Here is a 14,679-nt window from a genome sequence, read left to right as displayed (position 1 = left end):
ATCATTAGAATGGTAAAAAAAGATTTGCTTTGAAATTATCGTGTAAAAGTGCACAAAATCGTTTATAATGAATCCGATCGAATGAGAACGATTCTCAATGAAGGAGGAAGTAAAATGAGAGAGATCGATTTTTCCAAAACATTATTTGAATTAGTTACTGAATATCCAGAAGTCAAACAAATCATGGCAGAGCTAGGATTTAATGCCATCAACCAACCTGGGATGTTGCAAACTGCTGGTCGCTATATGACGATTCCTAAAGGGGCTCAAATGAAAAAAATCCCTTTAGAACAAATTGTTACGGCCTTTGAAACATCAGGATTTATTGTGAAAGGATTGGTAAAATGAAACCCACGAATCAACGACAAGAACGGATTGTTGAAATCCTGTCACTTTTACATAAAGGTGGTTCTTTTGAAGAAGCAAAACGATTGTTCAATGAAGAATTTGAGGGAGTCGATGTTACAGAAATCACTGCTGCGGAAAAAGCATTGATTCAAAGCGGTCTTGATCCGTCAGAAATCCAAAAGTTATGTAATATCCATGCAGCTGTTTTTAAAGGAGCGATCAATGAGATCCATCATTCCAATTATGAACACGCACAACCAGGACACCCGATCCATACCTTAAAGTTAGAAAATCAAGTGTTGCAATCATTATTGACAGATGAAATTGACGGGTTATTGGCAAAAATGGCTAAAGGAGATTGGTCACAAAAGGAACGATTGCAACACGCTTTGACTGATTTATTGCAGATCGACAAGCATTATGCACGAAAAGAAACGTTAATCTTTTCTTATATGGAAAAATACGGGATCTCAGCTCCACCTAAAGTGATGTGGGGTGTAGATGATGATATCCGTGAAATGATCAAAGCGCTGAATGCTTATTTAGCTACAGACAAAGCGGCTTATAATCCGCTATCCGAAAAATGGGAAGCAGTAAAAACAGAAATTGAAGAGATGATTTTTAAGGAAGAGGAGATCATGGTACCCATGACCTTAGATGTGTTTAGCCTTAAAGATTGGGAACAAATCGCTCATGACAGCTTTGATATCGGTTTTGCGTTTATCCCTGAACCACTTCCATGGAAGCCAAGCCAAGAATCACTCGAAAAAGAAAGCGAACGGGAACCAGCTCGTCAATTAGCCATTAAAAAAGCTAAAGAAACGACCGATGGTATTGCTGCTGGTCTTGGGATCGAAGAGTTTACGTCAGAGGCAATTCAAGACGAAACAGCACCTATGACTGATTTAGTTGTGCAATTTCCGACAGGAGCGTTACAGTTGGAGCAATTAGTTGCCTTGTTTCAAGTGTTGCCTGTGGATTTGACATTTGTTGATCATGAGGATCGGGTTCGTTTCTTCTCAGAAGGAAAGAAACGGGTCTTTCCAAGAACTACTTCTGTCATTGGTCGTGAAGTCGTCAACTGTCATCCACCAAAAAGCATGCATCTTGTCCAACAAATACTTGACGATTTCCGTACAGGAACAAGGGATTCAGCAGAATTTTGGATTGATATGAGAGGACGGAAAATTTATATTCGCTACTTTGCTTTAAAAAATGAGACAGGTGATTATCTTGGGTGCTTAGAAGTCACGCAAGATATTACTGAGATCCAAAAGTTAGACGGACAAAAACGATTGTAAGAGCGGGCAAATTTCCAAATAAAGAACAATTTCAGCTCACTTTTGGGCTCGTTTGATTATAGAAGTAGAAGTCGGACATGCTGTTGATACTTTTCTATGGTATTTTCAGCATTCTCCTGCGACTATTTAGTGGGTAAATTGGAGTTTTTATCAGGTAAAAGCTCTTTTTTCATACCCTTTGATCATTTTATTCAAGAAATTGTTTGACTTCTTTCAAAAACATCTCTATACTTAAACTCAATCTTATATCAGTTTGGAGCGATTATTATGAAAATCACACATAGTTCACAACTGAATAATTATTACTTTAGCTATTTTAGATAAGTTTGTATTCATACGATTATGGGTGCAAACATCAGCGTTTGTTTGTATCTATGATGGCTAAGGATGTTTGAGATGACTTGCTCGCCGCATAGATGAAAAATCTATAGTGGCTTTTTTATTTGATTGATTCAGGGGCTCACTGTAGATGGATTTTCTACGGTGGGCTTTTTTTGTTACATAAAGGGGGAACTAAACGCATTCAAACAAGGTATAAGCAAAGTAACGATTGATTTGCAAGAATTTATGTAATCCAATCAAACAGCGAGGAAATCGATGAAGCGAAACACAAAATAAAAAACAAAGGGAGTTATTGTATGATTCTAATCATTAAACCAGGTATCCAAGAAAGTGAGTTAACACAAGTGATTGAACGTATTAAAGAAGAAGGGCTAGATGTACAGATCAACCATGGTAAAGATCGTTTTGTCTTAGGGCTTTTAGGAGATCCAAAGGTAATTCGGGATGTTCCGTTTGAACGCTACGATATCGTAGAACGTGCCGTACCGATTACCAATACGTACAAATTGACGTCACGAGAATTTCATCCTCAAGATACGATCGTTGATGTAGCTGGAGTGAAAATCGGTGATGGGAGTTTTGTGACAATGGCTGGTCCTTGTTCTGTCGAAGGGGAAGAGCAAATCATGGAGACAGCACGAATGGCTAAGGCTGGTGGTGCTAAAATCTTACGTGGTGGTGCCTACAAACCAAGAACGTCACCATACGCTTTCCAAGGATTAGGTGAAGAAGGGTTGAAAATGATGCGTAAAGCTGCGGATCATTATGACTTGAAAGTGATTACCGAAGTGATGGATGAAGCGCATATCGATGTGGTCAGTGAATACGCAGATATCATTCAAATCGGCGCACGAAATATGCAAAATTTCCGTTTATTAGAAGCTGTAGGACGAACAGGAAAACCAATTGGCTTAAAACGTGGCATCTCAGGTACGATCGAAGAGTGGTTAAATGCCGCTGAATACATTGCAGTTCAAAACAATTCAAACATCATCTTCATTGAACGCGGAATCCGCACTTACGAAACAGCTACTAGAAATACATTCGATCTAAGTGCCGTACCACTGATCAAAAAATTAAGTCATTTCCCGATCATCGTTGACCCAAGTCATGGAACGGGTGTCTGGGACTTAGTGACACCAATGGCACGAGCAGGTGTTGCTAGTGGGGCAGATGGAATGATTGTAGAGATCCATCCTGATCCGATTCATGCTTGGTCTGATGGACAGCAGTCATTGAATGAGAAAAACTACCTGAAAATGATGAATGAAGTGGACATCTTAGTAGAAGCGATGAAGAAAATCAACGCTTTATAGAGAGGAGAAACACGGATGTTAGAAGTTGTCTTACCCGAAAAAAGCTATGAGATCATCATCCAGCGAAACGCACTAGATCAAGTCGCAGATTGGCTTTCCGGTTTATGGCAAGAAAAGAAAATTGCGATCATTAGTGATGAAAATGTCTTTCCGCTTTATGGTCAAAAGATACAACAACAATTAGCCGATCGGTATGAGGTTGTGAATTATGTTATTCCGGCTGGCGAAGAAAGTAAATCACTGTCGATGGCTGCTAAATTATATGATTTTCTAGCCACTGAACAATTGACGAGAAGTGATGGCATTATTGCTCTAGGTGGCGGTGTTGTAGGCGATTTAGCTGGTTTTGTGGCATCAACTTACATGAGAGGAATTTCTTTTGTACAGATTCCTACCTCCTTATTGGCACAAGTAGACTCAAGCATAGGTGGCAAAACAGCAGTCAATGCACCAAACGCCAAAAATATGATTGGCACATTTGCACAGCCAGACGGTGTGTTGATTGATCCAGAAACGCTGACGACATTACCAGTAAAAAGGATCCAAGAAGGAATTGCAGAAATCATCAAGTGTGGTGCGATCAAGGATGAAAGTCTTTGGAGAGAGTTAGCTCGTTTTATTGATGTAGCTGATTTAGTAGCACATAGCGAGCTAGTGATCGAAAAAGCTTTACGTGTAAAAAAAGAAGTGGTAGAAGAAGATCAATTTGATCAAGGCAGTCGTTTGTTCCTCAACTTTGGTCACACAATCGGACACGCTATCGAGCAAACAGCAGGATATGGACAGATTAGTCATGGAGAAGCAGTGGCGATCGGCATGGTACAAATCAGTCGGAATGCTGAAAAAAGGAAAGAAACACCTGAAGGAACGACGCAACAACTTATCAAGATGATCCAAAAGTATCAGTTGCCCATTTCTTACGAACCATGGGATGAACAGGCGTTGTTCCAGGCGATCACTCATGATAAAAAAGCCCGGGGAAAACAGTTGAAAATTATTTTATTAGAAAAAATCGGTCAGGCAAAAATCCAATCGATCCCAATCGAAGCAATCAAAAATTATTTAGAAGAAGGTGAGTAAATGCGTTACTTAACAGCAGGAGAATCACATGGGCCTAATTTGACAGCGATTATTGAAGGAGTTCCAGCAGGTTTAACCTTATCGATTGAGGCAATCAATCAAGAATTAGCTAGACGACAAGGTGGTTATGGTCGAGGTGGGCGCATGAAGATTGAAAAAGATCAAGTGACAATCACGTCGGGTATTCGTCACGGCAAAACATTAGGCTCACCGATCACAATGACTGTCACGAACAAAGATTGGAAGAACTGGCAAACGGTGATGTCAGTTACTCCAGTTTCTGAAAAAGAAGAAAATCTACGACGAGTGGCTAAACCAAGACCAGGTCATGCCGATTTAGTTGGTGGTATGAAGTATCAACACCATGATCTTAGAAATGTATTAGAGCGTTCTTCCGCAAGAGAAACGACGATGCGAGTAGCAATCGGGGCACTAGCAAAACAGATTTTAGCTGCTTTAGATATAGAGATTGCTAGTCATGTAGCGATCCTTGGAGGAATCAAAGCGAATGTGCCAGAGAATTTGACCGTGACAGAAATCAAAGAAAAGACGACTATCTCCGAAGTGAACATGGTAGATCTAATGATTGAAGAGGAAGTAAAAGCCTTGATCGATGCTACTAAAAAAGCAGGAGACACTTTGGGAGGTGTAGTGGAAGTTCGGGTCGAAAATGTGCCAGCAGGGTTAGGGAGCTATGTACAGTGGGATAAAAAATTAGACGGTAAGTTAGCTCAAGCGATGTTAAGCATCAATGCTTTTAAGGGAGTCGAATTTGGAATTGGGTTTGAAGCTGCTTCGTTACCAGGATCACAGGTGATGGATGAAATCACTTGGGACGAAAGCGGCTATCACCGAGCAAGTAATCATTTAGGTGGCTTTGAAGGTGGAATGACCAACGGAGAACAGATTATTGTTCGGGGCGTGATGAAACCAATTCCTACTTTATATAAACCTCTCATGAGCGTGAACATCGATACTAAAGAACCTTATAAAGCTAGTGTGGAACGTTCCGATAGTACGGCAGTTCCAGCAGCTTCAGTCGTCGCAGAGCATGTGATTGCGACCACTCTTGTTCGCGAGATACTTGAGCATTTTCCAGCAGATAATATGCAAGAATTAAAAAAAGCCGTTGCAAATCACCGCCAAATGACCCAAGAATTCTAATCGGAGGTAGCAATGAAAAAAAAGGTGTTTGTCATAGGATTGGGTCTGATTGGCGCTTCCTTATGCCGAGCGATCAAAGGGTCAGCAATTACCCTTTATGGCTGGGATCATTCAGAAGAAACAAGAGAAATAGCGGAAAAAACACAGTTAGTCGATCAGGTTGTCACAGGGATCGAGGCAGCTAGTCAAATGGATGTGATTATCCTTGCCGTTCCAGTTCAAGTCAGCTTGGAGTATCTCAACTGTTTGGCGACACTTCCCTTGAAAGAAACAGTATTAGTAAGTGATACCGGAAGTACGAAAGCGACGATAATGGCGCTAGCGAAGCAACTCCCATTTGATTTTATTGGTGGGCATCCGATGGCTGGTTCACATAAATCAGGAGTAAAAGCAGGCAATCCGTATTTATTTGAAGAAGCGTATTATATCGTAACGGATGACTGTCAAAGTGAACGTACAGAAGAACTGATCGCTTTACTACGTCCTACTCGAGCAAAGTTTGTTCGCTTAACTGCCAAAGATCACGATGAGATCGTTGGGGTGCTAAGTCATTTGCCACATATTGTCGCTTCAGGATTAGTACAAATCAGTGAGCAGCTGAATCAAAAATATCCACGTGCCTCACAATTAGCCGCTGGCGGATTCCGGGATATCACACGGATTGCTTCATCAGATCCCCAAATGTGGACGGATATTTTAATGACGAACCAAGAAATGATGATTCAGTTGATGGAAGACTGGCAAGGCGCAATGGAAACGTTAAAACAGGAACTGATTGATCAAAACCAATCGGCAATTCAAGAGTTCTTTGTGCAGGCAAAACAAACACGGGATCAGTTGCCCCGGAAAAAACAAGGAGCGATTCCAGCTTTTTATGATTTATATGTCGATATTCCCGATATCGCTGGTGCTGTCGCAAAAGTTACTAACGTACTAAGTCAGGCAAATCTTTCCATTATTAATTTGAGCATCCAAGAAACAAGAGAAGATATTTTTGGTGTGTTAGAGTTGTCTTTTAAAAATCAAGCGGATTTACTTAAAGGACAGAAGCTGATCGAAGCCGAAAAATTTCATTGTTGGATAAGGAGTTGAAGTCATGAAACTATTGACAGCTAAAAATGGGATCAATGGAGAATTAGTGATTCCTGCTGATAAATCGATTTCCCATCGCAGCATCATGTTTGGTGCGATCAGCAAAGGAACTACGATCGTCAACAATTTTTTAAAAGCTGAAGATTGTTTAAGTACGATTGCAGTTTTTAAGCAATTAGGGGTACGTATTACCGAAAAAAATGAACAAATCATGATTGAAGGAAAAGGATTTGAAGGATTAACAGCACCATCTTCTAGGCTAGATGCAGGAAATTCTGGCACAACGATGCGCTTAGTATTAGGAATTTTAGCAGGCTGTCCATTTACTTCTGAGATTGCAGGGGATGCTTCTTTGAATCGCCGTCCGATGGAACGTGTGATGAAGCCATTGCGTGAGATGGGTGCTGATTTACAAGGAACGGCCGAAGCTGAATTTCCTCCACTAAAAGTAACTGGAAATACATTGCACGGGATCGAGTATCACATGCCCATTGCTAGTGCGCAAGTGAAGTCTGCTATCCTTTTTGCAGCTTTACAAGCCGAAGGAACCACTAAAATCATCGAGAAAGAACAGTCAAGGAACCATACCGAAGAGATGATCAAACAATTCGGTGGGAAGATCCAAGTGGAAGGAAAAGAAATTATAGTCACTGGACCACAACAGTTGATCGGACAAGAAGTCACTGTCCCAGGGGATATTTCTTCGGCTGCGTTTTATCTCGTCGCAGCAAGTATTTTAGCAAACAGTGAAGTCCTCTTAAAACAAGTAGGAATCAATCCGACACGGACAGGGATTCTCGATGTGTTGATGCAAATGGGTGCTAATATTGAAGAAAGACAGCTGGATGAGCAAAATCAAGCAGCAGATTTGATTGTCCGTTCTGCGCAACTCCATGCTTGTGAGATCCAAGGAGAAATCATCCCACGCTTGATTGATGAGTTACCGATCATTGCATTAGCTGCTACTCAAGCAACAGGCACAACCATCATTCGTGATGCTCAGGAATTAAAAGTCAAAGAAACAAATCGGATTGATGCAACTGCGGAAGAATTAACGAAAATGGGTGCGAACATTGAACCGACAGAAGATGGTTTGATTATTCACGGACCAACACCTTTACATGGAGCGACAGTGGATAGCCATGGGGACCATCGAATTGGGATGATGTTACAAATCGCCGCTTTACTAACCGCAGAACCTGTCGAATTACTCAATCCTGAAGCAGTCAATATTTCATATCCTGAATTTTTTACGGATCTAGCCAAATTGGTTCAGGAGGACCCATCATGACGTCACTTGTATTGATCGGTTTTATGGGCGCTGGTAAGACGACGATCAGTAAGAAACTAGCGGCTCGATTGGATCAACCAGTCATCGATATGGATGACTATTTAGTTCAACAATTAGGCTGTTCCATTGAGCAATACTTTGCTACCTTCGGAGAAGCCGCGTTTCGCGACCACGAAACCGCTCTTTTAAAAAAAATTTTACAAAAAAAGGCAGTGATCGCTACTGGTGGCGGGGTTGTCTTACAGAAAGAAAATCAGGAACTATTAAAACAGCAACAAGTCATTTATTTAAAAGGAGAAGCCGATATCTTGATCGAACGGATACGACAAGATCAAACAAATATTCGACCGTTAGCGTTAAAGAATAGTGACACAAAACTACGTGAGATCATGTGGGAACGGGAAAAAATATACAAAAGTTTAGCAAAAATCACGATAGATACGTCTAAGAAATCGCCAGACGAAATTATCACAGAAATCATAAAGTGGGTAGAAAATAATGATGAAAATTGGGTATCTAGGTCCTAAAGGTTCCTTTACTTATAGTGCAGCCACACGTTATTTCAAACAAGGTACTTTTCTTTCTTATGATTCCTTGATTGATTTGATCGATGCACAATTAGAAAAAGAGATTACTTATGCAATGGTGCCAATCGAAAATACGATTGAAGGTTCTGTTTTGCCAACACTTGATCATGTGTATGAGACATTACCTTCTATTCAAGGAGAAATCGTTCTGCCGATCCGACAACAATTGATGGTCCATCCGACCCAACAAGCCAACTGGCGAAATATCACAAAGATTTGTAGTCATCCGCAAGCATTAGCCCAATCACAACTTTTTCTACGGGCAAATTTTCCAAAGGTCGAGATTGAACAAGTAGGTTCCACTGCCCAAGGAGCCCAGCAAGTAGCAACCCATCCAGAAGAATGTCTAGGTGCGATTGGCTCCAAAGAAGCTGCAAACGAATTTGGGTTGACCATCGTGCAATCAGATATCCAGTCCATTGCAACTAATGAGACCCGTTTTTGGGTTCTAAGTGCCGCGCCTGTTGATGCAAAATTACAAAAAAACAGTCATAAAGCGACATTCTTTGTGGATTTGCCAGAAAATAAACCAGGGGCGCTTTATCAAGTTCTTTCGGTCTTTGCTAATAATCAAGTGAATTTAACAAAAATCGAATCACGCCCACAAAAAACGCGGTTAGGCGAATACTTTTTTGTTATCGATGTTGCTATCGATGACAAGATCGACAAGGTGAATGAGCTGATTGAAGTGCTAAAAGAGCAAGGCTATCCTACGCATTTGGTTGGTTGTTATCCGGTTTATCACATCGATGAATGACTAAAAGAAACAAGATGGATGGAGACAAAAACCGATCTTTAGTCCAAACAGATGATTTGCACACTTGAATAAATTCCTTTAGGCTTGAATTAAGCGATAAGAAAGGAAGAGAACAAATGGCAAAAAAAGTTGCAGCAATCGTTACAGATTTAGTTGAAGATGTGGAACTAACGTCACCGAAAGAAGCACTAGAAAAAGCTGGACATACAGTGACTTTGATTGGGTTTGAAGGAAATCAAGCAATCAAAGGAAAAAAAGGCGCAGAATTCACAGTCGAACAAAGTATTGCAGATGTTTCTCCTGAAGACTTCGATGCGCTATTGATACCAGGGGGATTTTCACCGGATCAATTACGAGCAGATCAACGATTCGTTGATTTTGTTTCTTACTTTTTAAAAAATGATCAACCGTTATTTGCAATTTGTCACGGTCCACAATTATTTATTCAAACAGGTTTAACTGAAGGACGGACAATGACAGCTTATGATACGGTACGTCCAGATATCGAATATGCCGGTGCCGTCGTGAAGGATGAGCCAGTGGTAATTGATCGAGGCTTGATTACTAGCCGAAATCCTGATGATATTCCAGCATTTAACGAAGCAATCGTTGAAGCACTAGCAAACTAATCTGAAAGAGGTTGAGAGAATAGTGTGTAGCATCAAGAAATAAGAAGGAATTTCCGAAAATTGACAAGAAACACAAAAACTAGTTTTTGATGTTGATTGTTACCTACTTGGTGCTTCTCAAATTTTTGGTAAATTTCGGCAAATTTTCCGAAGATGCTGCTTTTGTCTCACCGTGAACAAGAGGTCGTGAAAAGAGTGTTTTGACCTGAGCGCTCACCAAGTAAAAACTGCGACGAGTAATCGCAGGAGCATTAAGGATGGAAATCTCGAAACAGCTTCCCATGTTTTGAGATTTTTTGACTTATCGCCGAAGGTCAGCTCTTTGAACACCGTGAATCAGAGGTCGTGAAAACATCGGGTAGCTCTGATGACAATAAGAAAGAATTTTTTGAAACAGCTCCTCATGTTTTGAAAAATTCAGGCTTATTTCAAGGAGCTGATGTTTGAACACCGTTTAGCAAGAGGCTGCGAAAGAAGCGTTCAGCTCCGAGCGAATAAGAGAGGATTTTTTAAAATAGCTCCTCATATTTTAGAAAATCGTCGCTTATTGTTGAGGAGTTGCTTCTTGAACGCCGTTTATTCGTTTTTAGAGATACTAGAAGAGACTGAGACAAGTTTTGTCCCAGTCTCATTAAAAAAAGCAGTCGTATCGGTCGAAAATGGCATCAGCTATTTTCTGAAGGATGCGATTGCTTTTTGTCGTTTTTCGAAAAACTCTTTCTTATTTCTTGATGCTACACACTTTTATCTCAACCTCAGACGATGCGATGCTATTAGTCCATGTTGGTAAAGATTCCCATATTTTTCTACAAGCACCAAATAACCGTTTTTCGAATACTTAGCGATCTAAGTACTTGAAAAACGGTTAGTTAGTGAAACGAATGGTTCTTGACATGATTAGTTAGAGAGTAAATATAAATGGCTACTTCCTGGTTGTAAGCGAGAATCATTTGTATGTAAATGTTCACCATCAAAAATTTGATAAGAATCATTTTTAGTCTTACAAAGTTCTTTTATTTTTCGGACTGTATTTGTGCCTTCAATTAAGACACCAAAGTCTTGTTCACAGGAGTAGTTATACACTACAGCAGAAGGATGTTTGGTGATGCCCATTTCTCGAGCAATTTTTTGATCAGAGAAAAAAACTTCTTTAACAAACTCGGATTGACGATCTTCTTTGAACATCTCGATATCGCCGCCGACTTCTGCAAAAAGTGATTCAGCAAGTTCTGGAGAATACGGTACTTTATTACAACCTACAGCTTCTTGCATTTTGATCAAAAATTGACGTCCTTTTTTCTTACCTTGAAACTGTGCCGCTTTACAGTCTAACGCAGCAGAATAGGTAGTTGAAAATAAGTGGTTACGCGTAACGAGGTCGTTTTGAGAAATTCCGTTACGTTGCATGACATCCCCAATTGTCTGCAAATTAACTAAAGGCAGAAAACGAAATTGCATCTTTTCTTTGGATGTTTTTCCGTACTCTTCTTCAATAAATTGTAATAACTGTTGTTCTAGTGTAAAACAATGTTTCCCCAAAGGATTAACAAATAAATAGATTTCGATCATATGAATCTCCCCCAAAATAGATTCTATACAACTCGTGAATTCTTTTATTCACAACGTATAACTTAACAGAAAAACGATAAAAAATGAACTCAAGTGCCTTGTGAAAATGATAGAACTTTAATTTTTCGCTGCTAGCATCCGTTGAATTTTATTTTTAGCTGGTCGATAAGGGAAAGAATGTCTTTCCAAAAACGCTAAAAAGGCAGATTTACCAAGAGTAGCATCAGATACTTCTAACTCCAGTTCAAAATCATGTAATTGTTCTCCAAAACTTTCATCAATCGCTAAAAGACCTTCCTCAATGTGAAATTCCGCACGTTTGGTAGTAATGTCTCCAATTTTGCCCAATTCATCCGAAGGAACAGCCAATTCTAACAATTTTTGAAAAACAGCACCCTGACGTGGTAATTGACGTTGCTCAATGAAAGAGAGTGCTTCCTCTTTTCTTAAAGTATCAGTGGTTTCAAGTTTTCCTTCTTTTGCAGGTGTTTTTAGTGTATATTCTGCCCGATCTTCAAGTAATCGGATGCGTAATCCACAATTTTTTTGTGCTAGCTGTCCATCTGGTGTATCAAAATAGATATTCGTTTGAACCGTAAAATCTTCTGGTTTTAGTTGATAATACTGGATCAATTGACTATATTCTTGTTGCGTCAGCATGGACTTGTATTCAATTTCTAACATTTCAGACATAATGATCGCCCCTTTCATTCATTCTGCCTAATTTTTCCTTTTTGGTCAATACAAAAAGCCGAGAGGTACAAAAAAACTTCATTTATATGTTAAAATAGAAAAGAATGTTAACGAAGTAGAGGGATCAGCGATGGAACGAGATTGGGAAGAGTTTTTAGCACCGTATGAACAAACAGTATCAGAATTAAAAGTAAAGTTACGCGGGATCCGTAAGCAATTCAGAGAACAAAACCGACATGTTCCGATTGAGTTTGTTACTGGACGAGTCAAACCAGTCGATAGCATTGTGACAAAATCACAGCTGCGTCATATTCCGATGAGCCGTTTAGAAGAAGAAATGTCTGATATTGCTGGATTACGAATCATGTGTCAGTTTGTAGAAGATATCCACCAAGTAGTAGATATCATTCGTAAAAGAAAAGATATGAAAGTGATTCAAGAAAGAGATTATATTACAAATAAAAAAGCCAGTGGGTATCGTTCGTATCATTTAGTGATTGAGTATCCTGTTCAGTTGATCAGTGGCGAAAAGAAAATTTTAGCTGAAATTCAAATCCGGACGTTAGCTATGAACTTTTGGGCGACAATCGAACACTCATTGAACTATAAATATCAAGGCGTGTTTCCTGAAGAAATGAGTGAAAGACTCCAACGTGCGGCAGAAGCGGCTTATCAATTGGACGAAGAAATGTCCAATATTCGGGAAGAAATCCAAGAAGCTCAACGTCTATTTTCCCATGGAAGAGGAAAACGAGATGACGTTTACTATCGTACCGTATTAAATCGAGAGAAAAAAGAGGAGGTCACGGATGAAAGTAGCGATCGTTCATAACCAAGAAGCGAAAACAATTGAAGTTACCGAACGATTGAAAGCTCTTTTGACACAATCGGCTATTCAAATCGACGGACAACGCCCCGATTTAGTGATTTCCGTAGGTGGTGATGGGACGTTATTGTCCGCTTTTCACAAGTATAGCCATCTATTAAATGAAGTTCGTTTTTTAGGGGTCCATACAGGGCACTTAGGTTTTTATACGGATTGGCGTGACTATGAATTGGAAGAATTAGTCAATAGCTTACAGACCAATCAAGAACAAAGTGTAAGTTATCCTTTGCTCGATATAAAGATCAGTTATTTAGATGATAAGCCGGCAAAACATTTCTTGGCTTTGAATGAATCCACGATTAAACGATCAAATCGGACGATGGTTGCCGATGTATATATCAAAAATGAATTGTTTGAAAGTTTCAGAGGGGACGGATTGGCTGTGTCTACGCCAACAGGTTCAACCGCTTATAATAAAAGTATCGGCGGGGCAGTTATTCATCCGAGTATCAATGCCTTTCAGTTAACTGAAATTGCTTCATTAAATAATCGAGTCTTTCGTACACTCGGTTCGCCTATGGTCATCGCACAAGACGAATGGCTGGAAATCAAATTAGAAAATACAGAGGATTATCTTGTTACAGTCGACCAATTGGATATTAAGGAATCGAATATTCGTTCCATCTATTATCGCATTGCAAAAGAGCGAATTCATTTTGCTTCTTATCGCCATATGCATTTTTGGCATCGTGTAAAAGATTCCTTTATTGGTGAGGGATAACATGGAATTTGTGTGGACGTATGAAAAAAATCATCCGCAGCAGATAAAATATTTTTTAAAAGAAAAAGGAATTTCTAAAGGTTTGTTAGCGAAAATCAAATTTCAAGGTGGCGAGATCAAAGTAAATGGTCAAACTGAAAATGTCTTGTTTTCTCTATCGTACAATGATAAGGTAACGATTGTCATTCCAGCAGAAGGCGAACATGAAACGGTGCTTTTAGATGAAACACCGATCGAGATCGTTTACGAAGATGAACATCTTTTAGTTGTGAATAAACCAGCTGGCGTCTCTTCGATTCCAGCACAATATCATCCAAACTATACGATGGCTAATCGAGTAAAAGCTTATTACAAACGACAAGGTTACGAAAATCAAGTCATTCATGTGGTGACAAGACTAGATCGGGATACTTCTGGGTTGATGTTGTTTGCCAAACATGGCTTTGCTCATGCAAAGTTAGATGTACAGCTTCGAGAAAAACGATTTGTGAAGAAATACCAAGCACTTGTGAGTGGCGAAATAACTAAATTGGCACCCCACGGCTGGATTGACCTTCCAATTGCGAGAGACCAATCTTCTTTACTGAAACGGATGGTTTCGACAGCTGGGCGAAGCGCACAAACCGAATATTGGTTAACGAAAAACACCGCAGAGGTTGCTTTGGTAGATATCCAACTGCATACGGGGAGAACCCATCAAATCAGAGTTCATTTTTCAGAAATTGGCTGTGCGCTATTAGGAGATGAAATGTATGGTGGGCGTATGGATCTTGGAATAGCAAGACAAGCTTTACATTGTTACGACCTGCGTTTTGATCATCCTTTTACACAGGAACGATTGGAATTTAAACAGCCTTTGGCTAAAGATATGGCGACTGTTCTCCAGCATTTTGAAAGTTAGGG

At 39.8% G+C, this 14,679-nt stretch carries 15 protein-coding genes; 13 read left to right on the top strand and 2 right to left on the bottom strand.

The genetic code is table 11. The features are described from left to right. Positions 1-114 precede the first annotated feature (114 nt). From AB3I12_RS07715 to AB3I12_RS07670, 10 genes are all read left to right on the top strand, one after another. The gene (locus AB3I12_RS07715; RefSeq protein ID WP_034699449.1) at positions 115-348 is read left to right on the top strand and encodes a DUF1858 domain-containing protein; all 234 of its coding nucleotides are present in this window, start codon (positions 115-117) and stop codon (positions 346-348) included. Further along, positions 345-1,649 (top strand): DUF438 domain-containing protein, encoded by a 1,305-nt coding sequence (locus AB3I12_RS07710; protein ID WP_063626520.1) that lies wholly within the window; start codon positions 345-347, stop codon positions 1,647-1,649. The genes AB3I12_RS07715 and AB3I12_RS07710 overlap by 4 nt, the downstream gene beginning before the upstream one ends. 638 nt (positions 1,650-2,287) lie before the next feature. After that, on the top strand, positions 2,288-3,307 hold the full coding sequence (gene aroF / locus AB3I12_RS07705) for a 3-deoxy-7-phosphoheptulonate synthase (protein WP_010738525.1): 1,020 nt from the start codon (positions 2,288-2,290) through the stop codon (positions 3,305-3,307). 15 nt (positions 3,308-3,322) lie between these two features. Further along, complete coding sequence (gene aroB, locus AB3I12_RS07700; protein WP_010738524.1) at positions 3,323-4,387, top strand: 3-dehydroquinate synthase; 1,065 nt, start codon at positions 3,323-3,325, stop codon at positions 4,385-4,387. Continuing rightward, positions 4,388-5,551, top strand: a complete 1,164-nt coding sequence (aroC, locus tag AB3I12_RS07695; RefSeq protein WP_063626521.1) for a chorismate synthase — start codon at positions 4,388-4,390, stop codon at positions 5,549-5,551. It abuts the gene before it with no gap. A gap of 12 nt (positions 5,552-5,563) precedes the next feature. Beyond that, on the top strand, positions 5,564-6,643 hold the full coding sequence (locus tag AB3I12_RS07690; RefSeq protein WP_034866089.1) for a prephenate dehydrogenase: 1,080 nt from the start codon (positions 5,564-5,566) through the stop codon (positions 6,641-6,643). A 4-nt stretch (positions 6,644-6,647) separates the two neighbouring features. Next, the gene (gene aroA, locus AB3I12_RS07685) at positions 6,648-7,934 is read left to right on the top strand and encodes a 3-phosphoshikimate 1-carboxyvinyltransferase (RefSeq protein ID WP_034699459.1); all 1,287 of its coding nucleotides are present in this window, start codon (positions 6,648-6,650) and stop codon (positions 7,932-7,934) included. Beyond that, positions 7,931-8,461 (top strand): shikimate kinase, encoded by a 531-nt coding sequence (locus AB3I12_RS07680; protein WP_063626522.1) that lies wholly within the window; start codon positions 7,931-7,933, stop codon positions 8,459-8,461. The genes aroA and AB3I12_RS07680 overlap by 4 nt, the downstream gene beginning before the upstream one ends. Further along, positions 8,433-9,278, top strand: a complete 846-nt coding sequence (gene pheA / locus AB3I12_RS07675) for a prephenate dehydratase (RefSeq protein WP_034699462.1) — start codon at positions 8,433-8,435, stop codon at positions 9,276-9,278. The genes AB3I12_RS07680 and pheA overlap by 29 nt, the downstream gene beginning before the upstream one ends. Positions 9,279-9,394: 116 nt before the next feature. After that, on the top strand, positions 9,395-9,907 hold the full coding sequence (locus AB3I12_RS07670) for a type 1 glutamine amidotransferase domain-containing protein (protein ID WP_063626523.1): 513 nt from the start codon (positions 9,395-9,397) through the stop codon (positions 9,905-9,907). 897 nt (positions 9,908-10,804) lie between these two features. Here the strand turns inward: AB3I12_RS07670 and AB3I12_RS07665 are convergent. Continuing rightward, on the bottom strand, positions 10,805-11,476 hold the full coding sequence (locus tag AB3I12_RS07665; RefSeq protein WP_034699468.1) for a ClpXP adapter SpxH family protein: 672 nt from the start codon (positions 11,474-11,476) through the stop codon (positions 10,805-10,807). 117 nt (positions 11,477-11,593) lie between these two features. Then, complete coding sequence (locus AB3I12_RS07660) at positions 11,594-12,169, bottom strand: CYTH domain-containing protein (RefSeq protein WP_063626525.1); 576 nt, start codon at positions 12,167-12,169, stop codon at positions 11,594-11,596. A 130-nt stretch (positions 12,170-12,299) separates the two neighbouring features. Here AB3I12_RS07660 and AB3I12_RS07655 point away from each other — a divergent pair, with 130 nt between their 5' ends. From AB3I12_RS07655 to AB3I12_RS07645, 3 genes are read left to right on the top strand one after another with little or no spacing between them, the layout of a single operon-like run. Further along, on the top strand, positions 12,300-13,001 hold the full coding sequence (locus AB3I12_RS07655; protein ID WP_010720170.1) for a GTP pyrophosphokinase family protein: 702 nt from the start codon (positions 12,300-12,302) through the stop codon (positions 12,999-13,001). Continuing rightward, a complete protein-coding gene (locus tag AB3I12_RS07650; RefSeq protein ID WP_010720169.1) occupies positions 12,979-13,776 on the top strand; it encodes an NAD kinase in 798 nt (265 codons plus the stop codon). Before AB3I12_RS07655 ends, AB3I12_RS07650 begins: the two co-directional genes overlap by 23 nt. A gap of 1 nt (position 13,777) precedes the next feature. Then, positions 13,778-14,677 carry an RluA family pseudouridine synthase gene (locus tag AB3I12_RS07645; protein ID WP_010720168.1) on the top strand — a complete coding sequence of 300 codons (900 nt, stop codon included), beginning with the start codon at positions 13,778-13,780 and terminating at the stop codon, positions 14,675-14,677. Positions 14,678-14,679 lie beyond the last annotated feature (2 nt).

It is taken from the genome of Enterococcus sp. C65, from assembly GCF_040887165.1.
Classification (GTDB): Bacteria; Bacillota; Bacilli; order Lactobacillales; family Enterococcaceae; genus Enterococcus_B; species Enterococcus_B hirae.
The sequence above is the reverse complement of the archived record's forward strand: the minus strand, read 5'-3'. Positions and strand labels throughout refer to the sequence as shown.